Annotated in this window: 22 protein-coding genes and 1 pseudogene; 10 read left to right on the plus strand and 13 right to left on the minus strand. The window is 68.4% G+C overall.

Annotated features, from left to right (window positions below):
- Window positions 1–237 precede the first annotated feature (237 nt).
- The 3 genes from phhA (at window position 238) to HSX14_RS21465 (ending at window position 2,642) form a co-directional block, all read left to right on the plus strand.
- On the plus strand, window positions 238–1,029 hold the full coding sequence (gene phhA / locus HSX14_RS21455; protein ID WP_111261866.1) for a phenylalanine 4-monooxygenase: 792 nt from the start codon (window positions 238–240) through the stop codon (window positions 1,027–1,029).
- A 66-nt stretch (window positions 1,030–1,095) separates the two neighbouring features.
- A complete protein-coding gene (locus HSX14_RS21460; RefSeq protein WP_173172286.1) occupies window positions 1,096–1,452 on the plus strand; it encodes a 4a-hydroxytetrahydrobiopterin dehydratase in 357 nt (118 codons plus the stop codon).
- Window positions 1,449–2,642 (plus strand): amino acid aminotransferase, encoded by a 1,194-nt coding sequence (locus HSX14_RS21465; protein ID WP_173172284.1) that lies wholly within the window; start codon window positions 1,449–1,451, stop codon window positions 2,640–2,642. Before HSX14_RS21460 ends, HSX14_RS21465 begins: the two co-directional genes overlap by 4 nt.
- 64 nt (window positions 2,643–2,706) lie before the next feature.
- Here HSX14_RS21465 and HSX14_RS21470 read toward each other — a convergent pair whose 3' ends face one another.
- Both HSX14_RS21470 and arfB read right to left on the minus strand, forming a co-directional pair.
- A complete protein-coding gene (locus tag HSX14_RS21470) occupies window positions 2,707–3,639 on the minus strand; it encodes an AEC family transporter (RefSeq protein ID WP_173172282.1) in 933 nt (310 codons plus the stop codon).
- 155 nt (window positions 3,640–3,794) lie between these two features.
- Window positions 3,795–4,208, minus strand: coding sequence for an alternative ribosome rescue aminoacyl-tRNA hydrolase ArfB (arfB, locus tag HSX14_RS21475; RefSeq protein WP_173172280.1), 414 nt, complete (start codon window positions 4,206–4,208; stop codon window positions 3,795–3,797).
- 171 nt (window positions 4,209–4,379) lie between these two features.
- On the opposite strand from arfB, the gene HSX14_RS21480 reads away from it, so the two are divergent.
- The 3 genes and pseudogenes from HSX14_RS21480 to HSX14_RS31710 all read left to right on the plus strand — a co-directional run bounded on the left by HSX14_RS21480 (window position 4,380) and on the right by HSX14_RS31710 (window position 7,091).
- Window positions 4,380–5,423, plus strand: a complete 1,044-nt coding sequence (locus tag HSX14_RS21480; protein WP_173172278.1) for a metal-dependent hydrolase — start codon at window positions 4,380–4,382, stop codon at window positions 5,421–5,423.
- A gap of 672 nt (window positions 5,424–6,095) precedes the next feature.
- Window positions 6,096–6,236, plus strand: a pseudogene (locus tag HSX14_RS31705) (HAMP domain-containing protein); the annotation flags it as partial.
- Between the two features lie 141 nt (window positions 6,237–6,377).
- Window positions 6,378–7,091, plus strand: a complete 714-nt coding sequence (locus HSX14_RS31710; protein WP_420803761.1) for a methyl-accepting chemotaxis protein — start codon at window positions 6,378–6,380, stop codon at window positions 7,089–7,091.
- 466 nt (window positions 7,092–7,557) lie between these two features.
- On the opposite strand, the gene HSX14_RS21490 is transcribed toward HSX14_RS31710, so the two are convergent.
- From HSX14_RS21490 to HSX14_RS21525, 8 genes are all read right to left on the minus strand, one after another.
- Window positions 7,558–8,664: a hypothetical protein gene (locus HSX14_RS21490; protein ID WP_173172274.1), complete on the minus strand. Its 1,107-nt coding sequence runs from the start codon at window positions 8,662–8,664 to the stop codon at window positions 7,558–7,560.
- Between the two features lie 142 nt (window positions 8,665–8,806).
- The gene (locus HSX14_RS21495; protein WP_173172272.1) at window positions 8,807–9,850 is read right to left on the minus strand and encodes a hypothetical protein; all 1,044 of its coding nucleotides are present in this window, start codon (window positions 9,848–9,850) and stop codon (window positions 8,807–8,809) included.
- Window positions 9,851–9,944: 94 nt separating this feature from the next.
- Window positions 9,945–11,354 carry an amino acid permease gene (locus HSX14_RS21500; protein WP_173172270.1) on the minus strand — a complete coding sequence of 470 codons (1,410 nt, stop codon included), beginning with the start codon at window positions 11,352–11,354 and terminating at the stop codon, window positions 9,945–9,947.
- A 486-nt stretch (window positions 11,355–11,840) separates the two neighbouring features.
- Window positions 11,841–13,622 carry an ABC transporter ATP-binding protein gene (locus HSX14_RS21505; protein WP_173172268.1) on the minus strand — a complete coding sequence of 594 codons (1,782 nt, stop codon included), beginning with the start codon at window positions 13,620–13,622 and terminating at the stop codon, window positions 11,841–11,843.
- Window positions 13,615–14,217, minus strand: a complete 603-nt coding sequence (locus tag HSX14_RS21510) for a DsbA family protein (RefSeq protein ID WP_173172458.1) — start codon at window positions 14,215–14,217, stop codon at window positions 13,615–13,617. The genes HSX14_RS21505 and HSX14_RS21510 overlap by 8 nt, the downstream gene beginning before the upstream one ends.
- A gap of 44 nt (window positions 14,218–14,261) precedes the next feature.
- On the minus strand, window positions 14,262–15,197 hold the full coding sequence (gene trhO / locus HSX14_RS21515) for an oxygen-dependent tRNA uridine(34) hydroxylase TrhO (RefSeq protein ID WP_173172266.1): 936 nt from the start codon (window positions 15,195–15,197) through the stop codon (window positions 14,262–14,264).
- Between the two features lie 248 nt (window positions 15,198–15,445).
- Window positions 15,446–15,751 carry a BolA family protein gene (locus tag HSX14_RS21520; protein ID WP_173172264.1) on the minus strand — a complete coding sequence of 102 codons (306 nt, stop codon included), beginning with the start codon at window positions 15,749–15,751 and terminating at the stop codon, window positions 15,446–15,448.
- 12 nt (window positions 15,752–15,763) lie between these two features.
- Entirely contained in the window at window positions 15,764–16,270 is a 507-nt protein-coding gene (locus HSX14_RS21525) for a DUF2059 domain-containing protein (RefSeq protein WP_173172262.1), read from the minus strand.
- 304 nt (window positions 16,271–16,574) lie between these two features.
- Here HSX14_RS21525 and HSX14_RS21530 point away from each other — a divergent pair, with 304 nt between their 5' ends.
- The 3 genes from HSX14_RS21530 (at window position 16,575) to HSX14_RS21540 (ending at window position 19,665) form a co-directional block, all read left to right on the plus strand.
- On the plus strand, window positions 16,575–17,588 hold the full coding sequence (locus HSX14_RS21530) for a DUF2804 domain-containing protein (protein ID WP_173172260.1): 1,014 nt from the start codon (window positions 16,575–16,577) through the stop codon (window positions 17,586–17,588).
- Window positions 17,589–17,660: 72 nt separating this feature from the next.
- On the plus strand, window positions 17,661–19,055 hold the full coding sequence (locus HSX14_RS21535; RefSeq protein WP_043247029.1) for a class II fumarate hydratase: 1,395 nt from the start codon (window positions 17,661–17,663) through the stop codon (window positions 19,053–19,055).
- Window positions 19,048–19,665, plus strand: coding sequence for an NAD(P)H-dependent oxidoreductase (locus HSX14_RS21540; RefSeq protein ID WP_173172258.1), 618 nt, complete (start codon window positions 19,048–19,050; stop codon window positions 19,663–19,665). Before HSX14_RS21535 ends, HSX14_RS21540 begins: the two co-directional genes overlap by 8 nt.
- 156 nt (window positions 19,666–19,821) lie before the next feature.
- On the opposite strand, the gene HSX14_RS21545 is transcribed toward HSX14_RS21540, so the two are convergent.
- Complete coding sequence (locus HSX14_RS21545; protein WP_173172256.1) at window positions 19,822–20,775, minus strand: DMT family transporter; 954 nt, start codon at window positions 20,773–20,775, stop codon at window positions 19,822–19,824.
- A 282-nt stretch (window positions 20,776–21,057) separates the two neighbouring features.
- Between HSX14_RS21545 and HSX14_RS21550 the strand changes: the two genes are divergently transcribed.
- Window positions 21,058–21,264 carry a DUF6316 family protein gene (locus tag HSX14_RS21550; RefSeq protein WP_173172254.1) on the plus strand — a complete coding sequence of 69 codons (207 nt, stop codon included), beginning with the start codon at window positions 21,058–21,060 and terminating at the stop codon, window positions 21,262–21,264.
- Between the two features lie 629 nt (window positions 21,265–21,893).
- On the opposite strand, the gene HSX14_RS21555 is transcribed toward HSX14_RS21550, so the two are convergent.
- Together HSX14_RS21555 and pap are read right to left on the minus strand one after the other, a co-directional pair.
- Window positions 21,894–23,078, minus strand: coding sequence for a thiolase family protein (locus HSX14_RS21555; RefSeq protein WP_043247020.1), 1,185 nt, complete (start codon window positions 23,076–23,078; stop codon window positions 21,894–21,896).
- A gap of 125 nt (window positions 23,079–23,203) precedes the next feature.
- Window positions 23,204–24,691, minus strand: coding sequence for a polyphosphate:AMP phosphotransferase (gene pap, locus HSX14_RS21560; RefSeq protein WP_173172252.1), 1,488 nt, complete (start codon window positions 24,689–24,691; stop codon window positions 23,204–23,206).
- Window positions 24,692–24,720 lie beyond the last annotated feature (29 nt).

Below are 24,720 nucleotides of genomic sequence, written 5' to 3' on the forward strand. Positions count from 1 at the left end.
CTTGTCTGGGGCGCGGGGCTGAAAATCAGCGTCCTGCCCGATTTTTCCGTCAAGAATATGTGACGACTTACCCCACCAGCAAGGCGACTCCGCCTGATCCCGACCCATACGTAAACATTTCTTTACGCAAATTACGCCCTCACCCCGGCAGCTACAGCCGCCACCGGGCTGCGCGCTGCAGGGTTCCGGGTTATCCATGGCTCAACACAACAACGAAGCCCCGCCCCAGGAGGCCGAATGAAAACCACGCAATACGTGGCCCGCGAGCCGGACGAAAACGACTTCATCCACTACCCGGACAGCGAGCACCAGGTGTGGAACACCCTGATCACCCGCCAGCTCAAGGTGATCGAAGGGCGCGCCTGCCAGGAGTACCTGGACGGCATCGAGCGCCTCGCCCTCCCCCACGACCGCATCCCCCAGCTGGGCGAGATCAACCGGGTGCTGCAGGCCGCCACCGGCTGGCGCGTCGCCCGTGTCCCGGCACTGATCCCCTTCCAGACCTTCTTCGAGCTGCTGGCCAGCCAGCAATTCCCGGTGGCCACCTTCATCCGCACGCCGGAAGAGCTGGACTACCTGCAGGAGCCGGACATCTTCCACGAGATCTTCGGCCACTGCCCGCTGCTGACCAACCCCTGGTTCGCCGAATTCACCCACACCTACGGCAAGCTCGGCCTCAAGGCCACCAAGGAGGAGCGCGTCTATCTCGCCCGCCTCTACTGGATGACCATCGAGTTCGGCCTGGTGGAAACCGCACAGGGCCGGCGCATCTACGGCGGCGGCATCCTCTCCTCGCCGAAGGAGACCGTCTACAGTCTTTCCGGCGAGCCCGAGCACCAGGCCTTCGACCCGCTGGAATGCATGCGCACCCCGTATCGCATCGATATCCTGCAGCCGCTCTACTTCGTGCTGCCGGAGCTCAAGCGCCTGTTCGAGCTGGCCCACGAGGACATCATGGCGCTGGTGCACCAGGCCATGGCCCTCGGCCTGCACGCGCCGAAGTTCCCGCCCAAGCCCAAGGCGGCCTGAACCCCTTTCCCGCCGGCTGGCGCCACGAGCCGCGCCAACCGGCCAGCCCTCTACCTGGAGAACCCCATGACCGCACTGTCCCAAGCCCATTGCGAAGCCTGCCGCGCCGACGCGCCCAAGGTCTCCGAGGCCGAACTGGCCGAACTGCTCAAGCAGATCCCCGACTGGAACATCGAAGTCCGCGACGGAATCATGCAGCTGGAGAAGGTCTACCGCTTCAAGAACTTCCGCTACGCCCTGGCCTTCACCAACGCGGTGGGCGCCATCGCCGAGGAAGAAGGCCACCACCCGGGCCTGCTCACCGAATGGAGCAAGGTCACCGTCACCTGGTGGAGCCACGAGGCCAAGGGCCTACACCGTAACGACTTCATCATGTCCGCCCGCACCGACGAGGTGGCCGAACGCGCCGAGGGCCGCAAATGAGCCATTTCGCCCCGGTCGGGCGCGTGCCCGGCGACCCCATTCTCGGCCTGATCGAGGCCCATCGCGCAGACCCGAATCCGGCCAAGATCGACCTCGGCGTGGGCGTCTACAAGGACAGCCAGGGCCTGACCCCCATCCCCCGTGCGGTGAAGCTCGCCGAGCAGCGCCTGGTGGACGTGCAGCGCACCAAGACCTACATCGGCGGCCACGGTGACGCCGCCTTCGGCCGCCTGCTGGCGGAGCTGGTGCTGGGCGCGGGCTCGCCGCTGCTGACCGGCCAGCGTGCCGGCGTGACCCAGACTCCGGGCGGCACCGGTGCCCTGCGCCTGGCGGCCGAGTTCATCGCCCGCTGCCTGCCGGGCCGGGGCGTCTGGGTCAGCGACCCGACCTGGCCGATCCACGAGACCCTGTTCGCCGCCAGCGGCCTGGCCGTCCACCACTATCCCTACGTCGGCGCCGACAACCGCCTCGACCTCGACGGCATGCTCGCCGCCCTGGAACAGGTGCCGGAAGGTGACGTGGTGCTGCTGCACGCCTGCTGCCACAACCCCACCGGTTTCGACCTGGGCCACCACGACTGGCAGCGGGTGCTGGAGATCGTCCGCGCGCGCCGCCTGCTGCCACTGCTGGACTTCGCCTACCAGGGCTTCGGCGACGGCCTGGAACAGGACGCCTGGGCCGTGCGCCTGTTCGCCGAATCGCTGCCGGAAGTGCTGATCACCAGTTCCTGCTCGAAGAACTTCGGCCTCTACTGCGAGCGCACCGGCGCCCTGGTCGTCTGCGCCGCCGGAGCCGACCAGCTCGTCGACGTGCGCAGCCAACTGGCCTTCATCGCCCGCAACCTCTGGTCCACCCCGCCGGACCATGGCGCGGCGGTGGTCGCCACCATCCTCGGCGATGCCGAACTGAAGGCCGTGTGGCTGGAAGAACTGGACGCCATGCGCCGCCGCGTCGCCGAACTGCGCGCCGGCCTGGTGGAGGCCCTCGCGCCCCACGGCCTGGCCGAGCGCTTCGCCCACATCGCCCGCCAGCGCGGCATGTTCTCCTACACCGGCCTCAGCAGCGATCAGGTGGCCCGGCTGCGCAGCGAGTCCAGCGTGTACATGGTCAGCAGCGGCCGCGCCAACATTGCCGGCCTCGACGCCTCGCGCCTGGGCGACCTGGCCCAGGCGATCGCACGGGTGTGCTGAAAGGCCCTTCCCTCCCCGCCCCTCGTCCCTGACGGCGGCGGCGGAGTGGCCTGGCGTCGGTCGCTCAACGCTGCAACAGCGCGATGGCCAGGCTGAGCCCGAAGAACGACAGCACGGTGGCCATCACCAGGGTCGCCGCACAGCGCGCCTCCAGGCCGAAGCGCATGCCCACCAGCGGGTAGATGCTCATCATCGGTGCGCAGGCGAAGAGAATGCCCGTCACCCTCAGCAGCGGATCCACCGGCGGCAGCAGCCAGAACAACGCCGCCACCGCCAGCGGGTGCAGGGCCAGCTTGCCCAGGCTGATGGCCACCATGTCCGGCAGCAGGCCGCCCAGGCGCACGCCATGCAGGGTGCCGCCGATGACGAAGAGCGCGGCCGGCGCCGAGGCCATCGCCAGCATGTCCACCACCTTCGCCGGCACGGCTGGCAGGCGCAGCCCCAGCAGCGACAGGCCGACACCCACCAGCATCGCCAGGATCAGCGGGTTGCGCGCCAGGCGCCCGAGGGTGCCGCGCAAGGTGTTCCACAGCCCGCCCCCGCGCTGCTGCGCCGACTCGGCCAGGGCCAGCGCCAGGGGGATCATCAGCAGGTTCTCCACCACCATGTTCAGGGCCAGGCCGAGCACCGCCGTGGGCCCCGCCACCATCACCACCACCGGGTAGCCGACGAAGCCGCTGTTGGAGGCCGACATGCCCAGCCCGGCGATGGCGGCATCCGCCAGGCCGCGCCCGCGCACGAAACGGAAATACGCCAGCCCCAGGCCGAACACACCCAGCGAGCCCAGGCCATAGGCCAGCAGGTACCAGGGGTTGAACACCTCGCCGATGGGCCGCTCGGCCAGCGCCTTGATCACCAGCGCCGGCAGCGCGAAGTTGAGCACGAAGACACCGATGCCGCGCACCTGCTCGCGGCTGACCAGCCCGCCCCGCGAGGCGATGTAGCCCAGGCCGATGATCAGGAACACGGGCGCGGTGAGGGTGATGACGTCGAGCAACGGGGGCCTCGCGGGATGGCATTGATGTGGGCGCCAGTATCCGCCAGCGGGCCTCGGCAAGGCGCGGGGCGAACGGCGGCTGGAACGCGAAATCCGCCGATAATCGCCCGGCTTCGACATCGGCGGCCGGCAGGCCGCGGCGGCAGCGCAGCCGGCTAGTAGTCGACCTTGCCGCGACCGGCCTTGATCGCCCCGCGCTTGGACTTGCCATCCAGGCGCCGGGTCTTCGAGCCCAGGGTCGGCCGCGTCGGGCGGCGCTTCTTCTCCACCTTGCCGGCGCTGCGGATCAGCTCCGCCAGGCGCTCCAGGGCATCGGCTCGGTTCTGCTCCTGGGTCCGGTACTGCTGGGCCTTGATGATGATCACGCCCTCGCCGGTGATGCGGCTGTCGCGCAGCGCCAGCAGGCGCTCCTTGTAGAACGGCGGCAGCGACGAGGCATGGATGTCGAAGCGCAGGTGCATCGCGCTGGACACCTTGTTGACGTTCTGCCCGCCGGCGCCCTGGGCGCGGATGGCGGTCAGCTCGATTTCATCGTCGGGCAGATGGACGCTGTTGGAGATCAGCAACATGGCACGGGCCGGATAGCGGAAAGAGCGACAGGATAGCGCCGCAGGCCACTTAAATCTCGCAGCCTGCACCCTCGCCTCGCTCATACAAACTTACCAATCGCCCTCCCCCGCCACTTCCCGCGCTCCCGCCGAGCCCCTAATTTAGGCGCCTTGTCTCCAGGGGGCGCAGCAATGGATTCGATCACCCAGGCGGTATTGGGCGCGACGGTGCAAACGGCGGTGCTGGGCCGCTGGCAGGGGCGCAAGGCGTTGCTCTATGGCGCGGCGCTGGCGACCTTGCCGGACCTCGACGTGCTGATCCGCTACCAGGATGCGGTGGACGTGATGACCCGCCATCGCGGCTTCAGCCATTCGCTGCCGGTGCTCACCCTGCTGGCGCTGGTGCTGACCCTGCTCCTGCGGCGCTGGCGACCCAACCCCGGCTATTCGGGGCGACGGCTGTTCCTCGCCCTCTGGCTGGTGCTGATCACCCACCCGCTGCTCGACGCCTTCACCAGCTACGGCACGCAGCTGCTCTGGCCCTTCACCCCGCCGCCGACGGCCTGGTCCAGCATCTTCATCATCGACCCGCTCTACACCTTGCCACTGCTGCTGGCCGTGCTCGCCGGGCTGGCTGGGAGCCCACGGGGCAAGGCACCGCGCGGTCCCTTGCTGGCGCTGGCCCTGTCCAGTCTCTACCTGGCCTTCACGGTCGCCGGCAAGTGGATGGCCGAGCAGCGGGTCGAGGCCGAGCTCGCCCGCCAGGGCGTCCGGGCGGAGGCGCTGTTCGCCTCGCCCGCGCCCTTCAACAGCCTGCTGTGGCGGGTCACGGTGGTGGACGGCGAGCGCTACCACGAGGCCCTGGTGAGCTGGTTCGACACGGCACCGCCCGCCCTGGTGACCCTGCCACGTGGCACCGCCCTCGCCGAACACCTCAAGGCATCGCCGCAATACGCACGGCTGGCGTGGTTCACCGATGGCGTACTGCGCTTCGACCAACTGGGCGACGCCCTGGTGGTGACCGACCTGCGCCTGGGCTTCACCGGCTACCACCCGTTCCGCTTCATCCTCGCCACGCACAGGGGCGACACCTGGGTGCTGCCGGCCGTGACCGAGCGCCTGCCCGCCGGGCGAGGCGACCTGCAGCAGTTGGGGCTGATCTGGCGACGCATCTGGAACCAGTCCGCCAGCGTGCCGCTGGCGGACTGGGGCGCCGGGCTGCAACGCGTGCCCTGATGCCTTCTCGCGCCGCTGGGCTACGCTTTAGCAGCCAGTCTGCGCCTAGGGAGGAACGGCATGAACATTCGCCAGAAAATGGTCGCTTCGGGGGCCATCAGCGTCATCGCCGCCGCCCTGCTCGGCGGCATCGGCTTCTGGGGCCAGACCCGCCTCGCCGACGCGCTGGCCGAGAACGAACTGAGCGTCAGCGCCCTGCGCAACCACCTGGAGGGCGACATGATGCACGACGCCCTGCGGGCCGACGTGCTGGCCGCCTTCGTCGCCGAACCCGGTGACACGGCCGCCGCCAACCAGGTGCGCCAGGACCTCAAGGAGCACAGCGAGTGGTTCCGCAAGGCCATGAGCGAAAACGCCAGCCTGCCCCTGAGCGCCACCATCAAGCGCGCCATCGGCGAATCGCAGCCGGCCCTGGAGGCCTACATCACCGCGGCCGAGAAGATCATCGACCACGCGCTCCGCGACCCGGCCGCGGCGCGCGCCGAGCTGCCGGCCTTCAACGCCACCTTCGGCGAGCTGGAGGAGCGCAACGAAGCCCTCAGCAGCATGATCGAAGGGCACGCCGCAGAGGCGCGCAACGCCAGCGAGGCCGCCGTGAACCAGGCGGCCATGTGGCTGGTCGGCGGCATCCTCGTCGTCTGCCTGGCGCTGTGCCTGGCCACCGGCCAACTGATGCGCACCGTGCTGCGCCCGCTGGAGAAGACCGTCGCCGTCGCCCGCGCGATCGCCCAGGGTAACCTGCGCAACACCATCAGCGTCGACAGCAGCGACGAGGCCGGCCAGTTGCAACAGGCGCTGGCGGACATGCAGAACAACCTGCGCCAGATGATCGCCGACATCCGCCAGGAGAGTGAGGAGCTGCGGGGCACCGCGCACACCCTCAGCGACACCTCGCGCGGCATCGTCGACGGTGCCAGCGAGCAGGCCGACAGCGCCACCAGCATGGCCGCGGCGATGGAGGAAATGATCGCCAACATCGCCGAGATCGCCGAGCACGCACGCAACGCCCAGGGCATCTCCGCGCACTCCGAAGGCCTGGCCAGCAACGGCGGGCAGGTGATCCTCGGCGTCGTCGACGGCATGAACCGCATCGCCGACGCGGTGAACAGCTCGTCCAACACCATCACCGCGCTGGGCCGCTCCTCGGAGGAGATCCACTCCATCATCCAGGTGATCAAGAGCATCGCCGAGCAGACCAACCTGCTGGCGCTCAACGCCGCCATCGAAGCCGCGCGGGCCGGCGAGGCGGGTCGCGGCTTCGCCGTGGTGGCCGACGAAGTGCGCAACCTCGCGGCACGCACGGCGCAGTCCACCCAGGAGATCACCGGCATGATCGAACGCATCCGCGAAAGCACCGAACAGGCGGTCAGCAGCATGCAGACCGGGGTGACGCGGGTGAACGACGGCGTCTCCCTGGCGACCCAGGCCGGCACCTCCATCAGCGAGATCCGCAACGGCGCCCACCGCGCCGCCGAGGTGGTCGAGGAGATTTCCCAGACCATCGACGAGCAATCCCGGGCCAGCAGCGAAGTGGCCCAGCGGGTGGAAACCATCGCCCGCATGTCGCGGCAGAACACCGAGGCGATGCACGAGTTGGCCGACGCCGCACAACGCCTCGACAACGTGGCCGAGGCGATGCAGTCCTCGGTGGCGCGCTTCCAGGTGTGAGCGCGCCTCCGTAGGAGCGAACTTACTGGCTCGGTCTGCGTTGCCAGGAGATTCCGAGGGCAGCTGATTGCCGAGCTCTACTGATACCGAAGGGGCATTTGGCCGCTGCTCCAAGCTCCCCGCCAGCATCTTCATCGATGTGCGCATCACGCTCGGGGCGCAGCGGCATCCGTAGGGTGCCGTGGAGCGAAGCCAAACCCACGCGGTGGAAGTGCCAGGGAGCCGTGAATACCCGGAAAGCACCGCGTTTGAGGCTCCGCATCACGCTCACAACAGCAAATGCAGACAGAGCCAATCCATTCGCCCCCTCCCCCGATCGCGCGCCCGCAGGGTGGGTGAAACCCGCGATCCCCGATGCCACCTGCCCTCGGGTTGCACACGACCTGCGACGCATGCCCCAAACGGAAAACGACCAGGCCGCCCGGAGGCGGCCTGGTCGTTTCATGGTGCGGCGCAGCGCCGGGGCTCAACCGGCGGCCTGCACCGCCTCCAGCAGCGTCGGCAGCGGCAGCGCCTGGGCGGCCGCGACGGTCAGGGCCACGCGACTGCCGGCGGCGGCGACCCACTGGCCGAGGCTTTCATCGGGCATCTGCAGGGCGTTGAACTGGGCGTCCAGCCGCTTCAGGTCACCCGCCGCCTCGATGGCCGCGTGCAGCGCCTGCGGGTCCATGGCCTGGGCGGTGTTGACGCTGACGGCAGTGTTGATCCCGGCCGCCTCCACCGCCTGCTGCAGGTTGCCGAACGGCAGTTCGGCGCCGTTGAACTCGACGCTGAAGCGCTTGGTGTTGGCGGTCGCGTTGATGCTCAGCAGCAACGCACCCGCGCCCATCGCCTGGGCGGTGTTGACCTTGATGTGGGTATTCGTGCCGGCGGCCTCGATGGCGGCGAGCAGGCCCTTGTCGTCGAGCTGGCCGCCGTGGAACGACAGCCCGAGGTGGGTGCCATCGCCTGCGGCCTGCATGACCGCCTGCAGGGTTTGTTCCTTGACGGCGTGGGCGGAGTTGATGCCGATGGCGGTGCTGCCGGCGGCCCGCTCCACGGCCTGGAGGATGTTCGCCTCCAGCAGTTGCGCGCCGTTGAATTCCAGGCCCAGCCCACCCTCCCTGGAGGCGGCATCGATGATGCCGAGCAGGCGTTCAATGGGCACCGCGTGGCCCGCGTTGATGTCGATGCCGACCTGGCGCCCGGCGGCGTCGACCAGTTGGCGCAACGCCTCGTCGTCGGCCTGCGCGCCGTTGAAGCTGACCTTCACCTGCTTGCCGTGGCCGGCGGCGTTGATGACCGCGAGCAGGGCGTTGGTGTTGACGTTCTGGGCCTTGCCGATCTCGATGGCGGTGCGCTCGCCAGCGAAGCTGGTGGCCTGTTGCAGGTTGCGCGGGGTCAGCCGGGCGCCATCGAAGCCCAGCACCAGCTGCTTGTCGCTGCCGGCGGCACTGACCACCGAGAGCAGGTCACCGATGTCCAGGCCGTGGGCGGCGTTGAAGGCGATGGTGGTGTTGTCGCCCGCTGCCTGGATGACCTGGCGCAGGACGTTGATACCGACGGATGCGTCGAATTGCAGAGCAAGCTTCATCTGGGGACTCCTTCTGGCTTCCTCCTCGGGGCGACGGACCACCATAACGCCCGTCCCCGACGGGGCAAGGCCAGGGGATGCCCAGGATGCGAGGGGGGATTCGGAGATCGCCGACATCCGCGGGGGCAATCGCCGTAGGCCGTCACTCCCAGACGTCGTTCACCCCCATCCGCTCGTTGCTTTCACGCCCCAGTTCACGCCCATCGCGTGCCTGCACCAGCGACTGCCCGAAGGTCACCTGTTCGCCATTCACGCGGTTGTGGGCCGGGGCGTCGCGGGTCGGGCTGAGCAACAGGCGCTGCTCGTCGAGGTGACGCACGCGGGTGCCGGCGGGGTAGTCCCAGTCGCCCAGCGCGTACGGCGCGGCCAATCGCCCGTCCCAGCGCAGCAGGTGGCGGTCGCCATCGAGCATCAGGTTCAGCTCCAGCAGGCTCATGCCCTCCAGCGACAGCGGCCCGGCGCTGTCGGAAACCCGCAGGGTCCAGCCGTAGCCGTTGCCGTAGACCAGGCTGCCCAGCGGCCACTCCAGCCCGAACAGCCGGCTGCCGGGCACCAGCGGGCAACGGTCGAAGCGCCAGCGCGACGGCTGCAAACGCTCCTCGATCTCGCGGCGGTACTCCACCCAGTCGTTGCCCGCGCAGGGCCAGCCCTCGACGACGCTGTCCTGCACCAGGCGCATGCGCGAGAACGAGTGGTGCAGCGGCAGCTCCATGGCGTCCACCTCCAGGCCCAGCACGCGCTGCGGCCTGGGCAGCCAGGCCTCGATCAGGCTGTCCAGCCCGTGGGGCTGCGGCTGGTCCTGCCAGTCCAGGGGCTCGAAGGTATCCAGGCGCACCTGGCTGCCGGCGGGGAACAGCAGCTCGCCCAGTTGCAGGTCCTGCACGAGGCGCGGGTTGAGGGCGTCGTGCCTGGCCTGCATCTCGGCTTCCATCTGCCGCTCCTGCCAGAGAATCAGCACGCCCAGCGCGGCGAAACACAGCAGCAGCACGCCCAGCACGCCATAGCGCCAGGGCCGTGCCAGGACGTGACCACGCGAGCGCGGCAACGCCAGCGCCAGCGACAGGCCCAGCAGGCCGGGCACGGACAGCACGGCCAGCAGCACGGCGATGCCGAAGATAAGGATGAACGTGGGATCGGGGCCGAAGATCATTGCGGATGCACCCTCCATGGACAGGCGGCGCGACATGCTCGCAGATCGCCCGGCAGCGCGCCACGCCCGGTGCGCGCCGCCCATGAAAAGGCCCGGCGCGAAGGCCGGGCCCGGGTGAGGCGTGGAAAGGTCAGCCGGCGGCGTAGGCCTGTTTGGCCCGCGCGGCGCTGGCCAGCTTCAGGCGGTAGCAGCCCGCCATCACCAGCAGCCAAACCGGAATGGCGTAGACCGACACCTGGATACCGGGAATCAGCAGCATCACACCGAGGATGAAGACCACAAAGGCCAGGCACAGCCAGTTGCCGTAGGGCGACCAGAGGGCGCGGAAGGCGGTGCGGGTGCCCTGACGGTCCATGTGCTGGCGGAACTTGAGGTGCGAGTAGCTGATCATCGCCCAGTTGATCACCAGCGCCGCCACCACCAGCGACATCAACAGCTCCAGCGCGTTGTGCGGCACCACGTAGTTCACCACCACGGCGAGGAAGGTCACCAGCGCCGAGACCACCAGCGCACGCACCGGCACGCCGCGCTTGTCGACCCGCGCCAGGGACTTGGGCGCATCGCCCTGCTCCGCCAGGCCGACCAGCATGCGGCCGTTGCAGTAGGTGCCGCTGTTGTAGACCGAGAGCGCCGCGGTGAGCACCACGAAGTTCAGCAGGTGGGCGGCGGCGTCACTGCCGATCAGCGCGAAAATCTTCACGAACGGGCTGCCGCTGTAGGGATCGCCGGCACTGTTGATGCTGGCCAGTAGCGCGTCCCAGGGGCTCAGCGAGAGCAGCACCACCAGGGCACCGACGTAGAAGATGAGGATGCGCCAGATCACCTGGTTGATCGCCTTGGGGATCACCTGGCCGGGCTTCTCGGCCTCGGCAGCGGTGAAGCCGAGCATCTCCAGCCCACCGAAGGAGAACATGATGAAGGCCATCGCCATCACCAGCCCGCCGACGCCGTTGGGGAAGAAGCCGCCATGGGCCCAGAGGTTGGACACGGTCGCCTGCTCGCCGCCGGAGCCGCTGAACAGCAGCCAGCAGCCGAGCACGATCATGCCGACGATGGCCACCACCTTGATCATGGCGAACCAGAACTCGGCCTCGCCGAACAGCTTCACGTTGGCCAGGTTGATGGCGTTGACCAGCACGAAGAAGGCCGCTGCCGTCGCCCAGGTGGGCACCTCGGGCCACCAGAAGTGGATGTACTTGCCCACGGCGGTGAGTTCGGACATGCCGACCAGGATGTACAGCACCCAGCAGTTCCAGCCCGAGAGGAAGCCGGCGAAGCCGCCCCAGTACGTGTGGGCGAAATGGCTAAAGGAGCCGGCGACCGGCTCGGCGACGATCATCTCGCCGAGCTGGCGCATGATCAGGAAGGCGATGAAGCCGCAGATGGCATAGCCGAGGATCATCGACGGGCCGGCGGACTTGAGCACCCCGGCCGAACCGAGGAAGAGCCCGGTGCCGATGGCGCCCCCGAGGGCGATCAGCTGGATGTGGCGATTCTTCAGGCCGCGCTGGAGCGTGCCCTGGGATTGCGTGTCGTGCATGGCGTCACCTTTTGTTGTTTTCGTGACGGAAATCGGACCCGCAGCGCTTGTGGCGCGACGGAATGGCAAGGCGGGTGGACCTTTTCAGCGGGCGTCGGGCGGCACCTCCCCGGGGGAACGGAGGGGACGGGCACGACGCGTCGCGTTGACAGGGATGCACGCCGGGGCCGGCAGGTCACAGGCGGTGGCGGATACGGGGAGGCCGGGCGCACGGGCGCCGGGTTGCAAGGCTGGGGTCATCGAGGACCTCCGGGTGTTGTTGTCATGGGCGTGCTCGATGGCCGGCACGCGTGGCGGGGCCATCACACCCGCCCGGGCGCCGCGAGACAAGGCACAGTTGCGTGCCGAAACTGTGTGGGCCGAGCCGGGCGGCGGAAGCTTTTCCTTACGCCAGCGGCCCCCCCGCGGCCGGCGCGGACCCGGCGGGCGTTGGCGTCATGAATTGTTGACAGCGCGGTGCGCCGGCTTGACGCGGCGGCACCGGGCTCAGTGCTGCAAATGGCCGTAGAGCTTGGCGTAGAGCCCGCCGTCGGCGATCAGGCGCTGGTGGTCGCCATCCTCGGCGATGTGCCCGCCGTCAAACACCAGCACCCGGTCCGCCTGCTTAACCGCTGACAGGCGGTGGGCGATGATCAGCGTGGTGCGCCCCTCGAGGAAGCGCGCCAGGGCCTGGTGCAGGGCGTACTCGGTGGCGGCGTCGAGGGCCGAGGTGGCTTCGTCGAGGATCACCACGCGCGGGTCCGCCAGCACCATGCGCGCGATCGCCAGGCGCTGGCGCTGGCCACCGGAGAGGCGCACGCCGGAACGGCCGACCACGCTGTCCAGCCCCTGCGGCAGCGCGCGGATGGTGTCGGCCAGCTGGGCGATCTCCAGCGCTCGCCAGCAGGCCTCGTCGCTGCGCTCGCGGCCCAGGGTGAGGTTGGCGCGCACACTGTCGTTGAACAGCGCCGGGTGCTGCAGCACCACCGCGACGTTCTCGCGCACGCGCTCCAGGCCGATCTCCTCCAGGCTGGCGCCGCCGAAGCGGATGGTCCCGGCCTGGGCGGTGTAGAGGCCCAGCAGCAGTTGCACCAGGGTGCTCTTGCCGCCACCGCTGGCGCCGACGATGGCGACCTTCTCGCCGGGGGCGATGGACAGGTCGAGGCCATCGAGCACCGGCTCGTCGTGGCCATAGCCGAAGCGCAGCCCTTCCACCTGCACGCCCACCGTGTCGCGCCCGGCGAAGGGGTCGACACGGCCGGCGTACTGCGGCTCGTCGGCACGCGCCAGCAGCTCGTTGATGCGCGCCAGGGCACCACCGGCGGCGTAGTAGGAATACTGCAGGCCGAGCAGTTGCTCCACCGGGCCGATCATGAACCAGAGGTAGCTGAACACCGCCAGCATCTGGCCGATGGACAGGTCCGAGAACAGCACGGTGAGCATGGCCGCGGCGCGGAACACGTCGATGCCGAACTGGAACAGCAGGCCGCTGGTGCGCCCGGCGGCATCGCTCTTCCACTGCGAGGCGACGGCGTAGTCACGCACCTCCTTCGCGCGCAGGCCGAGGCGACCGAGGAAGAAGCCCTGGCGGTTGCCGGCGCGCACTTCCTGGATGGCTTCCAAGGTCTCGGTCAGCGCCTGGGTGAAGCGCGAGGTGCTGTCGTTCTCCAGCTTCTTCAGGTGCTTCACACGCTTGCCCAGCTGCACCGTGGACCAGATGACCAGCGGGTTGAACAGCAGGATCAGCAGCGCCAGCTTCCAGTGCATCCACACCAGGATGCCGGCGGTGCCGGCGAGGGTGAGCATGGCCACCAGGAAGCGGCTCAGGGTCTCGCCGATGAATTTGTCGAGGGTGTCCAGGTCGGTGACCAGGTGGGTGGAGACGGTGCCGCCGCCCAGGCTCTCGTACTCGCCCAGGGAGATGCGCTTGAGGCGTTCGATCAGGCGGATGCGCAGGCGGTAGACGATGTCCTTCGACAGCCGCGCGAACAGCCGCGCCTGCAGCACGTTGAACACCAGCGCCAGGCTGCGCAGCAACAGGGTGGTAACCAGCATAAGGCCGATGTAGCCGGCGGCCACCTGCCAGCCGTCGGGCAGGAAGTGGTCCATGAACTTCAGTGCGGCGTCGCCCTGCCTGAGCAGCACCTCGTCCACCAAGAGCGGCAGCAACAAAGGGATCGGCACGCTGCAGAGGGTGGCCAGCACCGCCACCAGGTTGGCCAGCCACAGGGCCTTGCGATGGCGCAGGGCGAGGCGGCGGATCTCCGCCCAGCTCAGGCGGTCAGGCATGGGTCGCGCGCTCCAGCCAGCGGGCCAGCAGCGGCGCGAGCTCCTCCAGGCCCTGGTAGCCGTTGGTCAGCAGCGCCAGCTGGCCGTCGCGCTCGGCGAGCAGCGTGGGGAAGCCGGCGATGCCCAAATCCTGCACCCAGGTGAAGTCCTCGGCGGTGGCCTGGTGCGCGGCGGCGCCATCGAAGGCCTCGGCGAACTCGATGCGCGGGATGCCGGCCGTCTCGGCCAGCGCCACCAGCACCGCCGCCTGGGTCACGTCGCGGCCCTCGGCGTAGAAGGCGTGCTGGATCAGCTTGACCAGCGGCCAGGTCGCCTCCTCGTGCAGGCTGCGAGCCGCCACCAGCGCACGGCACACCGGCTCGGTGTCGTAGACGAAGCCGTCCGGCAGCGCCCCGTCGAAACGGAAGGGCTGGCCGGTGGCGTCATGCACGGCGTGCCAGTGCTCGAGGATGTAGCGCCGGGTGTTGGGATCGAGCGAGGCGCCCTGCCCGGTCCGCAGGCCACCGGCCACCAGGTGCATCGGTACGCCAGCCGCGCGGGCCTGCTCGGCGAGGGCGTCGGCGACCGGGGCGAAGCCCCAGCACCAGGAGCACATCGGGTCCATCACGTAGAGCAGGCGGGTCCTGGCCATCGTTTCTCTCAACTCTCCATGGGCTGGCGCGGGTTGCGACCGATCGGGTGCGGCAGGTTGCGCTGCCTGGCCAGTTCGATCTGCTTCTGCCGCTCACGGGCGCCGGCGCGGGTCTTCTCGCTCAGGCTGTCCCAGCAATGCGGGCAGCTGATGCCGGGTGCGTAGTGGGGCGACTGGCGATCCTCGACCGAGATCGGGTTGCGGCAGGCGTGGCACTGGTCGAAGTCGCCTTCGGAAAGATCGTGGCGCACGGTGACGCGGTTGTCGAAGACGAAGCAGTCGCCGCGCCAGCGGGTCTCGGCCTCGGGCACCTCTTCCAGGTACTTGAGGATGCCGCCCTTGAGGTGGAAGACCTCCTCGAAGCCTTCACCCAGCATGTAGGCCGAGGCCTTCTCGCAACGGATGCCGCCGGTGCAGAACATCGCGACCTTCTTGTGCACAGCCGGGTCGTAGTGCTGGCGGATGTAGTCGGGGAACTCGCGGAAGGACTTGGTCTTCGGATCGACCGCGCCCTCGAAGGTGCCGATGGCCACTTCATAGTCGTTGCGGGTGTCGATCAGCAGCACCTCGGGGTCGCTGATCAGGGCATTCCAGTCCTGCGGCTCGACATAGGTGCCGACGCGCTGGTTGGGATCGACGCCGGGCACGCCCAGGGTGACGATCTCCTTCTTCAGCTTGACCTTGGTGCGATAGAACGGCTGCTCGTCGCAGTAGGACTCCTTGTGGTCGAGATCGGCGAAGCGCGGGTCGACCTTGAGCCAGGCCAGCAGCGCATCGATGCCCTCGCGCGTGCCGGAGACGGTGCCGTTGATGCCCTCCTCCGCCAGCAGCAGCGTGCCCTTGATGTCGTTCTCGACCAGGGTCTTGAGCAGGGGTTCGCGCAGGGCGACGTAATCTTTCAGGGAGACGAACTTGTAGAGCGCCGCGACGACGATCCGGGACATGGGGACTTCCTCCAGTGGTCGCCCACGCAAAGGGCGGACCGGGTGACAGAAACGACAGCGCCGGCTGGGCCGGCGCTGGGTGCGGATTCTAGCAAAAAGCGCAACCGGACGGCTGCGTGAAAAGGTCTCAGGCGACTTGCGGCGCTGGCGCCAAGGCCCCTGTGGGAGCGAATTCATTGGCGATGACCGCGACGCCGGCCTTCGCGGTTGAAACCGCTCCCACAAAGAGCATCAGGGCACCTGCGGCCTCAATGATCGTGCTTGCTGCCACCCTTGCAGGTGGGCGAATCCGGTGCGGCGCCCTGCGCGGCCCACTCCTCGGGGGTGTAGGTGTGCAGGGCCAGGGCATGGAACTGCCCCATCAGCTCACCCAGCGAGCCATAGGCCTTCTGGTGCCGCTTGACCGCGTTGAGCCCGGCGAACACCGGGCTGACGATCACCGCCTTGTAGTGGGTCTCCAGGCCGCGGCTGTGCATGTGGCTCTCGTCCAGCACCTCCAGGTGCTGGGGCTCGAGGGCCGCGAACGCGGCGAGGATTCGATCACGCATGCTCATGCAGGGCTCCGCTTACTTCTTCTGGTCCTTGGGGGCCAGTTCGCTGGTCATGTCGGCCAGCAGCTTGTTCACTTCCGGCACGGCCGCTTCCAGGCGCGACTGGGTCAGCTGGGCGGACTGCGCGGTGAGGGTCGGCATCTTTTCCAGGACCTTCTTGCCCAGGGGCGATTCGTAGAAGGCGATCAGGTCCTTCAGTTCCGGCTCGGTGAAGTTGGTGGTGTAGATCTTCACCAGCTCGGGCTTGAGCTTGTCCCAGCCCACGGCCTTGTCCAGGGCGGTGTTGGCCTTGGCCTGGTAGCTCTCCAGCGCGGCTTTCTTGTCCGCCGGCGCGCCGCTCTGCTCGAAGCGCTGGGCGAACATCTGCTGCACCTGGCCGTAGACCGGCACGGTGAGCTTGTCGGCGTGGGCGAGCTTGAGGAAGCGCTCAGCGTTGGCGGCATGACTGGCGGCATCGGCCAGCGCCTGGCCACTGGCGCAGGCGATCAGGACGGCGGTGCAAAGTACGCGAAGCTTGGTCATCGGTATTCCTTTGTCTGAGCGGTTACGGGGGTCACCCGAGGGCGGGTCATTCTGCGCCCGAGCCCATGGAGAGCTCAAGCGACGAGGACGTGTGCCGGATCACGGCCGAACTGTGGATCGGTGCACTCCACCGGTCTATTGTCAAAATGCCATCACTTGCTCATGCTAGCGGCCTCTAGGCATCCTTGCGCGTCAATAAAACGCTGTCAGCCCACCGACACATCGCCCCTTTGGGCCACCTGTCGCGCGCAATGTTCCCTCGCCCCCCGAAATTGGAAGCTGCATCCCTACATGGACGTGTCCGATGACTAGCCACATCTCTGCCCTGGTGCCGCACGGGTCGGCCACGCTGTGCGACCCCCAGGGCCGGCTGGACCCGTCCGCCATCGGCTGGTCGAACCGCCCGCGCCTGGACTGCGCGATGCCCGGCAACGTCGGCCGGCGCAAACGCTGGAACCACTGGTGCATCACCACCCCGCAGTGGGTGCTGTCGCTGACCCTCGCCGACCTCGACTACATCGGCTATTGCGCGGCCTATTTCCTCGACATGGAAACCGGCCTCGCGGTGAACCACTCCCAGCTGCGCCTGTTCGGCCGGGGCTGCCGCCTGCCCGACACACCCCTGGAAAGCTATGAGTTCCAGCACCCGCGCCTGCACCTGAAAGTGGACGAGCACCCGGGACGGGCGCGCATCACCGTCGCCGTGCCCGATATCGGCGGCCAGCCCCTGCAGGCCGCGCTCGACGTGCTGCGCCCGCTGCACCTGGATTCGGTGAACCTCGTCGTCCCCTTCCCCGGCCGCGGCTTCCACGCCAGCAGCCGCCAGCTCGGCCTGCCCGCCAGCGGCAGCGTGCAGCTGGGCAACCGCCACTTCGACTGCCAGGCCGGGCAGAGCTTCGCCGCCCTCGACTTCGGCCGTGGCGTCTGGCCCCTGCACAGCCAGTGGACCCGCGCCGCCTTCGCCACCAGCGGCGGCATCGCCGGCAACTTCGGAGCCGGCTGGACCGACGCCAGCGGCCTGACCGAGAACGCCCTGTGGTTCGGCGGCGAGCTGTCCAAGCTGGACCGCCCGGTGCGCATCGAACAGGCCCAGAGCAACCCTCTCGCGCCCTGGCAGCTGGGCACCGAATGCAACCGCGTGCAGCTCACCTTCACCCCGCGCCAGCTGCACCAGGCCAACCCCCGCCTCGGGCCGCTCTATGCCGAGACCCGCCAGTGGTTCGGCCGCTTCGACGGCGTGCTGCGCGGCCCCACCGGCGAACGCGTGCCGGTGGACAACGCCATGGGCTGGCTCGGCACCACCCGCGCACGCTGGTAATAGCGCCCCGGCGGAACCCCATGCTCCATCCGCGGCCTAAACTGCGGAAAATCCTTTCTGGAGCATGTGCAAATGAGCCGTACCGAAACAGACAGCCTGGGGCCGGTCGAAGTCGCCGAAGACGCCTACTGGGGCGCCCAGACCCAGCGCTCGTTGGAGAACTTCGCCATAGGCGTAGAACGCATGCCGCTGGCGGTGGTGCACGGCCTGGCCCTGATCAAGAAGGCCGCCGCGCGGGTCAACGGCCGCAACGGCACCGTCTCCCCGGACATCGCCCGGCTCATCGAACAGGCGGCGGACGAAGTGCTCGCCCACCGCCACGACGACCAGTTCCCCCTGGTGGTGTGGCAGACCGGCAGCGGCACCCAGAGCAACATGAACGTCAACGAGGTCATCGCCGGTCGCGCCAACGAACTGGCCGGCGGCCAGCGCGGCGGCAAGAGCCCGGTGCACCCGAACGACCACGTCAACCACGCGCAGAGTTCCAACGACAGCTTCCCCACCGCCATGCACATCGCCGTGGCCCGGGCGGTGAACGACGAGCTGCTGCCGGCCCTCGCCGAACTCACCGGCGGCCTCGCCGAGCAGGCCGCGCGGCATGCCCACCTGGTGAAGACCGGGCGCACCCACATGATGGACGCCACGCCCATCACCTTCGGCCAGGAGCTCTCCGCCTTCGTCGCCCAGCTCGACTACGCCGAGCGCGCCATCCGCAACGCCCTGCCGGCGGTCTACCAACTGGCCCAGGGCGGTACCGCCGTCGGCACCGGGCTCAACGCGCCCCACGGTTTCGCCGAGGCCATGGCGGCCGAGCTGGCGGCGCTGGCCGGGCTGCCCTTCGTCTCGGCGCCCAACAAGTTCGCCGCCCTTGCCGGGCACGAGCCGCTGGTGGCGCTCTCCGGCGCGCTGAAGACCCTCGCCGTGGCGCTGATGAAGATCGCCAACGACCTGCGCCTGCTGGGCTCCGGCCCCCGTGGTGGCCTGGCGGAAGTGAGGCTGCCGGCCAACGAGCCGGGCAGCTCGATCATGCCCGGCAAGGTCAACCCGACCCAGTGCGAGGCGCTGTCGATGCTCGCCTGCCAGGTGATCGGCAACGACACCACCATCAGCCTCGCCGCGAGCCAGGGCCACCTGCAGCTCAACGTGTTCAAGCCGGTGATCGCCCACAACCTGCTGCAATCCATCCGCCTGCTGGCCGACGGCTCGCGCAACTTCCAGCGCCACTGCGTGGCCGGCATGGAGCCCGACGCGGCGCGCATGGCCGAGCACCTGGAGCGCGGGCTGATGCTGGTCACCGCGCTCAACACCCACATCGGCTACGACAAGGCCGCGCAGATCGCCAAGAAGGCCTACGGCGAGGGCACCACCCTGCGCGAGGCGGCGCTGGCGCTGGGCTTCGTCAGCGCCGAGGACTTCGACGCCTGGGTCCGCCCGGAAACCATGCTGGAGGCCGGCCAGCATGGTTGAAGCCACCAAGCACGGCGCCACGCCCCTGGAAGGCGACGGCAAGCGCATCCTCATGATCTTCGGCTCGCCCAAGGACAACAGCCTGTGCAACGCCCTCGGCGAAGCCTATGCCCAGGGCGCGCGCAGCGAAGGCCACGTGGTGCGCCTGCTCAAGCTGGGCGAGATGGCGTTCGACCCAGTGCTGCACCAGGGCTACGACCAGAGCCAGGCCCTGGAGCCGGACCTGCTGGAGGCCCAGCGGCAGATCCACTGGGCCGAGCACCTGGTGTTCGTCTACCCGGTCTGGTGGGGCGGCGTGCCGGCCCTGCTCAAGGGCTTCTTCGACCGCGTGTTCCTCCCCGGCTTCGCCTTCCGCTACCGCGGCGTGCGCTCCTGGGAAAAATTGCTGGAAGGCCGCACCGCCGACCTGCTGGTGACCCTGGACACGCCGCCCTGGTACTTCCGCTGGATCTACGGCGCCCCCGGGCACCGGCAGATGACCCGCACCATCCTCGGCTTCTGCGGCATCAAGACCCGCCGCCTGGCCGAATTCGCCCCGGTGCGCTCCTCCTCCGAGGAACAGCGCCAGGCCTGGCTGCGCAAGGCGGAAACCCTGGGGACCCGCAACTAGCGCGGCGCAGGTTGGCGCCGAGCGCAGCGAGGCCCAAGGAGGGTGATTCGGGATGCAAACGTAGCCCGGGCTACAGCCCGGTAAAGCGGCGGCGCGCAGCGCCGCCGGGCGACCGAAGTCGCCCCTACAGTCGCCCCTATGTGCCCCTGTAAGCCGTTACAGCGCGCGGGCCTGACGCGCCTTCCAGCCGCGCACCAGCGAGGGCGCGAGGGCGGTCAGCGCGGAGCCCAGCACCACCAGCAGCGCGCCGCCGTAGGCGATGCCATTGAGCTGCTCGGGCACCACGTGGTCGGGCCAGAGGCTGGCGGCCAGGGCCACCGAGGCGAAGGTCACCAGCGGGGTGATGGCCAGGGTCGCGCTGACCCGCGAAGCCTCCCAGTGGGCCAGCGCCTCGGCGAAGGCGCCATAGGCCACCAGGGTGTTCAGGCAGCAGGCCAGCAGCAGCCAGCCCTGCAGCGGCGACAGTTGCAGCGCCTCCAGCGGCGCCACCCAGGGCGTCAGCAACGCGGCGCAGCCGAGGTAGATCACCATCATCACCTGCATGGAATTCCACACCGTCAGCAGCTGCTTCTGCGCCAGCCCGTAGAAGGTCCAGACGAAGGCCGCCGCCAGCACGATGAGCACCCCGGTGGTGTAGGTGCCGAGGGACGTGAGCAGCTCATCCAGGCGCTGGTTGAAGAACAGCCCGAAGCCCAGCACCAGCACCGCCAGCCCGAGCGCCTGGCCGAGGCTGAAGCTCTCCTTGAAGATGAACAGGCTGCCGATCAGGAACAGGATCGGCGCCACCTGGATCACCAGTTGCGTGGTGCCGGGGCTGAGCATCTTCAGGCCGATCAGGTAGAGCACGTAGTTGCCCAGCAGCCCGGCGATGGCCAACGCAACCAACCCACCCCCCTTGCGCCCCAGCGGCTTGAAGCGCGGCAGCCGGCGGGTCGCGGCGAGCCAGACGAACAGCAGCGAGCCGGAAACCAGCAGGCGAAACCAGGTGACGGTCACCGGGTCCATCACCTTCAGCACTTCCTTGAGCTTGATCGGCAGGATGCCCCAGAGCACGGCGGTGACCAGGGCGAGGAACAGGCCGTAGAGCCAACGGCCGGAAGAAATGTGCATGAAGACCTCGAAGCGGAAGTAACCCGGCCGGCAAGGCGGCGGGCCGCTCATTCTAGAACCTGCCCAGCGACGCACACAGCGACAATTGCCGGCGCGAGCGGCGCTCAACTGTACCGGTCGGAGCGGCGCCACGCGTCAGCTTTCCAGCGCCATTTTTATGGAAATTCCGCGAACGGTTGCGATCAGGTGTCGATTCGTACCGTCCATCGCCTGATCGAGCAGGCACCGGGACGCGGATTAGACTCAAACATCATCCGACCCATTCACCCCGGAGTAATCAGCATGTTCGGGCAACGCACCGTGGACGCCGCAGCCGGCACCCATTACCGCAGCGACCGCGTCAGCGCGGTGAATGGGCAGTACTTCTTCGCCACCCGCGAAGGCACCCTGGAAGGCCCCTACTTCACCCGCGCCGACGCCGAGCGCGAGATCGCCTTCTACATCCGCCGCATGATGCAGGCCGACGACATCATCGCCAGCCGCCTCTGAGCACCGCGAGCACGACCGCTGCGCAGGGTGGAGGTCGTCCTTCACCTCCACCAGGCGAGGCTTCCCATGACACCGCATCGATGGGTTTCGCGCAGCTCTACCCATCCTACGACCCCAGCTCATCGCGAATGAATTCGCTCCCACGGGCCAGCCCTGCGTGCCGCTTGGCGACTGAAGTCGCCCCTACAGGAAATGCCGCTCCAGCGCTGGGACAATGACCGCTGCGTAGGGTGGAGGTCGCTTTTCACATCCACCACACGAGGTTGAGCGCGGCGCCGCATCGATGGGTTTCGCGCAGCTCCCCTCCCTCCCACGAAAAGCACGCCTTCGCCCCGGCTCATCGCGATTGAATTCGCTCCCACGGGGCAGCGCTGCGCGCTGCTTGGCGACTGAAGTCGCCCCTACCCAAAAACGCCGCGCCAGCGCGAGGGCATGACCGCTGCGTAGGGTGGAGGTCGCTTTTTACCTCCACCAGGCGAGGCTGCCCGCGGCGCCACATCGATGGGTTTCGCGCAGCGCCCCCATTCCACGAGGAGCACGCCCCCGCCCAGGGTGCGCAGCGCGCAAAAGAAAACCCGCAGCGGCCAGGCCGTTGCGGGTTTTCCATTCCAGCGTCGTGCGGTTGCGGATCAGCGCACCGCTTCGAACAGCCCGGTGGCGCCCATGCCGCCGCCCACGCACATGGTGACGATGCCATAGCGCTTGCCCTGGCGCTGCAGCTCGCGCACCAGGTGGCCGACCTGGCGCGAACCGGTCATGCCGAAGGGGTGGCCGATGGAGATCGAGCCGCCGTTGACGTTGTACTTCTCGTTGTCGATACCCAGGTGGTCGCGGGCATACAGGCACTGCGAGGCGAAGGCTTCGTTCAGTTCCCACAGGTCGATGTCGTCCACCGACAGGCCGCGTGCCTTGAGCAGCTTGGGCACCGAGTACACCGGGCCGATGCCCATCTCGTCCGGCTCGCAGCCGGCCACGGTGAAGCCACGGAAGAAGGCGCGGGGCTTGAGGCCCAGCTCGATGGCCTTGTCCAGGCTCATCAGCAGGGTCATGGAGGCGCCGTCGGACAGCTGCGAGGAGTTGCCGGCGGTGACCGAACCGTCCTCGGAGAACACCGGCTTCAGCGAAGCCAGGCCTTCCAGGGTGGTGTCGGCGCGGTTGCAGTCGTCGCGGTCGACCACGCCCTCGAGGATCTTCTTCTCGCCGGTGGCCTTGTCCTCGACCCCGTACTTCACGTTCATCGGCACGATCTCGTCGTCGAACAGGCCGGCGGCCTGGGCGCGGGCGGTGCGCTGCTGGCTCTGCAGGGCGTACAGGTCCTGCGCCTCGCGGCTGACGTTGTAGCGGCGCGCGACGATCTCGGCGGTCTGCCCCATCGGGTAGTAGATGCCGGGGTGTTCCAGCTTCAGGCGCGGGTTGACGAAGTTGTCCTGGTTGATGCTTTTCAGCGTCAGGGTGATGGACTCGACGCCGCCGGCGACCATCACGTCGCTGCAACCGGAGGCGATCTGGTTGGCGGCGATGGCGATGGCCTGGAGGCCCGAGGAGCAGTAGCGGTTCAGGGTCATGCCGGCGACGCCGATGCCCAGGCCGGACAGCACGGCCACGTTGCGGCCGATGTTGTGGCCCTGGGCGCCTTCGTTGGAGCCGGCGCCGACGACGCAGTCGTCCACCAGCGCCGGGTCCAGGTCGTTGCGCGCAAGGAGGGCGTTCACGCAGTGGGCGGCCATGTCGTCCGGCCGGGTCATGTTGAACTTGCCACGGAAGGACTTGGCCAGGCCGGTCCGAACGCTGTCGACTATCACCACTTCACGCATGACGCACCTCTTTCTTGTCGGTTTGAGGACGGGTGTCCATTGACGATGAGGGCGAGGATAAATCCACCCAATGTCCGTGGGCGACGATCATTCATCCTGCGTATGCGCGGCCATCGCCCACCGGTTCAGCCCTTCCTGAACGCCTGCTCCAGCGCCTCGTTGATGGTGCGCAGCACCTTCACCCGGGCGTAACGCTTGTCGTTGGCCTCCACCAGGGTCCAGGGCGCCAGCTCGGTGCTGGTGCGGTCGACCATGTCGCCCACCGCGTCCACGTAGAGGTCCCACTTGTCGCGGTTGCGCCAGTCCTCCTCGGTGATCTTGTAGCGCTTGAAGGAGGTTTCCTCGCGCTCCTTGAAGCGCGCCATCTGCTCGTCCTTGTCGATCGACAGCCAGAACTTCACCAGGACTATGCCGTGGTCGTGCAGCTGTTCCTCGAAGTCGTTGATCTCGCTGTAGGCACGCAACCAGTCGGCCTCGGAGCAGAAGCCCTCGACCCGCTCCACCAGCACGCGGCCGTACCAGGAGCGGTCGAAGATGGTGAACTGCCGGCGCGGCGGCACGTGCCGCCAGAAGCGCCACAGGTAGGGCTGGGCGCGCTCCTCCTCGGTGGGCGCGGCGATGGGCACGGTGCGGTACTGGCGCGGGTCGAGGGCGCCGGTGACGCGGCGGATGGCCCCGCCCTTGCCGGCGGCGTCGTTGCCCTCGAACACCGCCATCAGCGCGTGCTCGCGAAAGCGCTTGTCGCGCATCAGCCCGGCCAGGCGCGCCTGCTCGGTGGCCAGCTGTTCCTTGTAGTCGTCCTTGCCGAGCTTCAGGCTCAGGTCGAGGCTGTCGAGCAGGCTGCGGTGGTCCAGGCTGGAGACCAGCGGCGCCGCGTGGGGCTGCGGCACCGGGCGATCCTTGCGCTTGAGCGCGGCCTGCAGGCCTTCGAGGATGATGCGGCCGACGCTGAGGCTGCGGTAGTTCTCATCGATGCCCTCGACCACGTACCAGGGCGCGTAGTCGCGGCTGGTGCGGCGCAGCATGCGCTCGCCGAAGCGCACGAAGCGGTCGTAGGTCTCGCTCTGCTTCCAGTCCAGCGGGTTGAGCTTCCAGCTGCGCTGCGGGTCCTTCTCCAGGTCCTTGAGGCGCTGCTTGAGCTGCTTCTTGGACAGGTGGAACCAGAACTTGAAGATCAGCGCGCCCTCGTCGCAGAGCATGCGCTCGAAACGCTCGGCGGACTCGATGGCCTGGTCGAAACGCCCGTCCTTGATGTCGCCCTCGACCCGCGCGTGGAGCATCTGGCTGTACCAGTTGCCGAAGAAGATGCCGGTCTGCCCCTTGGCCGGCAGCTTGCGCCAGAAGCGCCACTGGGGCGGGCGCGACAGCTCCTCGTCGGTGGGCATGAGGAAGCTCTCGACATGGATCAGGCGCGGGTCCATCCACTCGTTGAGCAGCTTCACCGTCTCGCCCTTGCCGGCCCCCTCGATGCCGTTGATCAGGATGATCACCGGGAAACGCGCCTGCTGCTTCAGCTCGAACTGCGCCTCCAGCAGCGCCTCGCGCAATTCCAGCACGGCCTTGTCGTAGGTTTCCTTGTCGATGGAATGACCGATTTCCGCAGATTCGAACATGCGACTCTCCCTGGTTGGTGGAGAAAAAA

The organism is Pseudomonas tohonis, assembly GCF_012767755.2.
Classification (GTDB): domain Bacteria; phylum Pseudomonadota; class Gammaproteobacteria; order Pseudomonadales; family Pseudomonadaceae; genus Metapseudomonas; species Metapseudomonas tohonis.

Excerpts from the sequence above, each read along its gene's own strand:
- HSX14_RS21545 (WP_173172256.1), bottom strand. The coding sequence starts at position 20,775 with ATGCACATTTCTTCCGGCCGTTGGCTCTACGGCCTGTTCCTCGCCCTG.
- HSX14_RS21505 (WP_173172268.1), bottom strand. The coding sequence starts at position 13,622 with ATGCCTGACCGCCTGAGCTGGGCGGAGATCCGCCGCCTCGCCCTGCGC.
- HSX14_RS21490 (WP_173172274.1), bottom strand. The coding sequence starts at position 8,664 with ATGAAGCTTGCTCTGCAATTCGACGCATCCGTCGGTATCAACGTCCTG.
- HSX14_RS31710 (WP_420803761.1), top strand. The coding sequence starts at position 6,378 with ATGGAGGAAATGATCGCCAACATCGCCGAGATCGCCGAGCACGCACGC.
- HSX14_RS21465 (WP_173172284.1), top strand. The coding sequence starts at position 1,449 with ATGAGCCATTTCGCCCCGGTCGGGCGCGTGCCCGGCGACCCCATTCTC.
- HSX14_RS21555 (WP_043247020.1), bottom strand. The coding sequence starts at position 23,078 with ATGCGTGAAGTGGTGATAGTCGACAGCGTTCGGACCGGCCTGGCCAAG.
- arfB (WP_173172280.1), bottom strand. The coding sequence starts at position 4,208 with ATGTTGCTGATCTCCAACAGCGTCCATCTGCCCGACGATGAAATCGAG.
- HSX14_RS21500 (WP_173172270.1), bottom strand. The coding sequence starts at position 11,354 with ATGCACGACACGCAATCCCAGGGCACGCTCCAGCGCGGCCTGAAGAAT.
- HSX14_RS21530 (WP_173172260.1), top strand. The coding sequence starts at position 16,575 with ATGACTAGCCACATCTCTGCCCTGGTGCCGCACGGGTCGGCCACGCTG.
- HSX14_RS21495 (WP_173172272.1), bottom strand. The coding sequence starts at position 9,850 with ATGTCGCGCCGCCTGTCCATGGAGGGTGCATCCGCAATGATCTTCGGC.
- HSX14_RS21550 (WP_173172254.1), top strand. The coding sequence starts at position 21,058 with ATGTTCGGGCAACGCACCGTGGACGCCGCAGCCGGCACCCATTACCGC.
- HSX14_RS21540 (WP_173172258.1), top strand. The coding sequence starts at position 19,048 with ATGGTTGAAGCCACCAAGCACGGCGCCACGCCCCTGGAAGGCGACGGC.
- HSX14_RS21510 (WP_173172458.1), bottom strand. The coding sequence starts at position 14,217 with ATGTGCTCCTGGTGCTGGGGCTTCGCCCCGGTCGCCGACGCCCTCGCC.
- trhO (WP_173172266.1), bottom strand. The coding sequence starts at position 15,197 with ATGTCCCGGATCGTCGTCGCGGCGCTCTACAAGTTCGTCTCCCTGAAA.
- phhA (WP_111261866.1), top strand. The coding sequence starts at position 238 with ATGAAAACCACGCAATACGTGGCCCGCGAGCCGGACGAAAACGACTTC.
- HSX14_RS21535 (WP_043247029.1), top strand. The coding sequence starts at position 17,661 with ATGAGCCGTACCGAAACAGACAGCCTGGGGCCGGTCGAAGTCGCCGAA.
- HSX14_RS21525 (WP_173172262.1), bottom strand. The coding sequence starts at position 16,270 with ATGACCAAGCTTCGCGTACTTTGCACCGCCGTCCTGATCGCCTGCGCC.
- pap (WP_173172252.1), bottom strand. The coding sequence starts at position 24,691 with ATGTTCGAATCTGCGGAAATCGGTCATTCCATCGACAAGGAAACCTAC.
- HSX14_RS21520 (WP_173172264.1), bottom strand. The coding sequence starts at position 15,751 with ATGAGCATGCGTGATCGAATCCTCGCCGCGTTCGCGGCCCTCGAGCCC.
- HSX14_RS21480 (WP_173172278.1), top strand. The coding sequence starts at position 4,380 with ATGGATTCGATCACCCAGGCGGTATTGGGCGCGACGGTGCAAACGGCG.
- HSX14_RS21460 (WP_173172286.1), top strand. The coding sequence starts at position 1,096 with ATGACCGCACTGTCCCAAGCCCATTGCGAAGCCTGCCGCGCCGACGCG.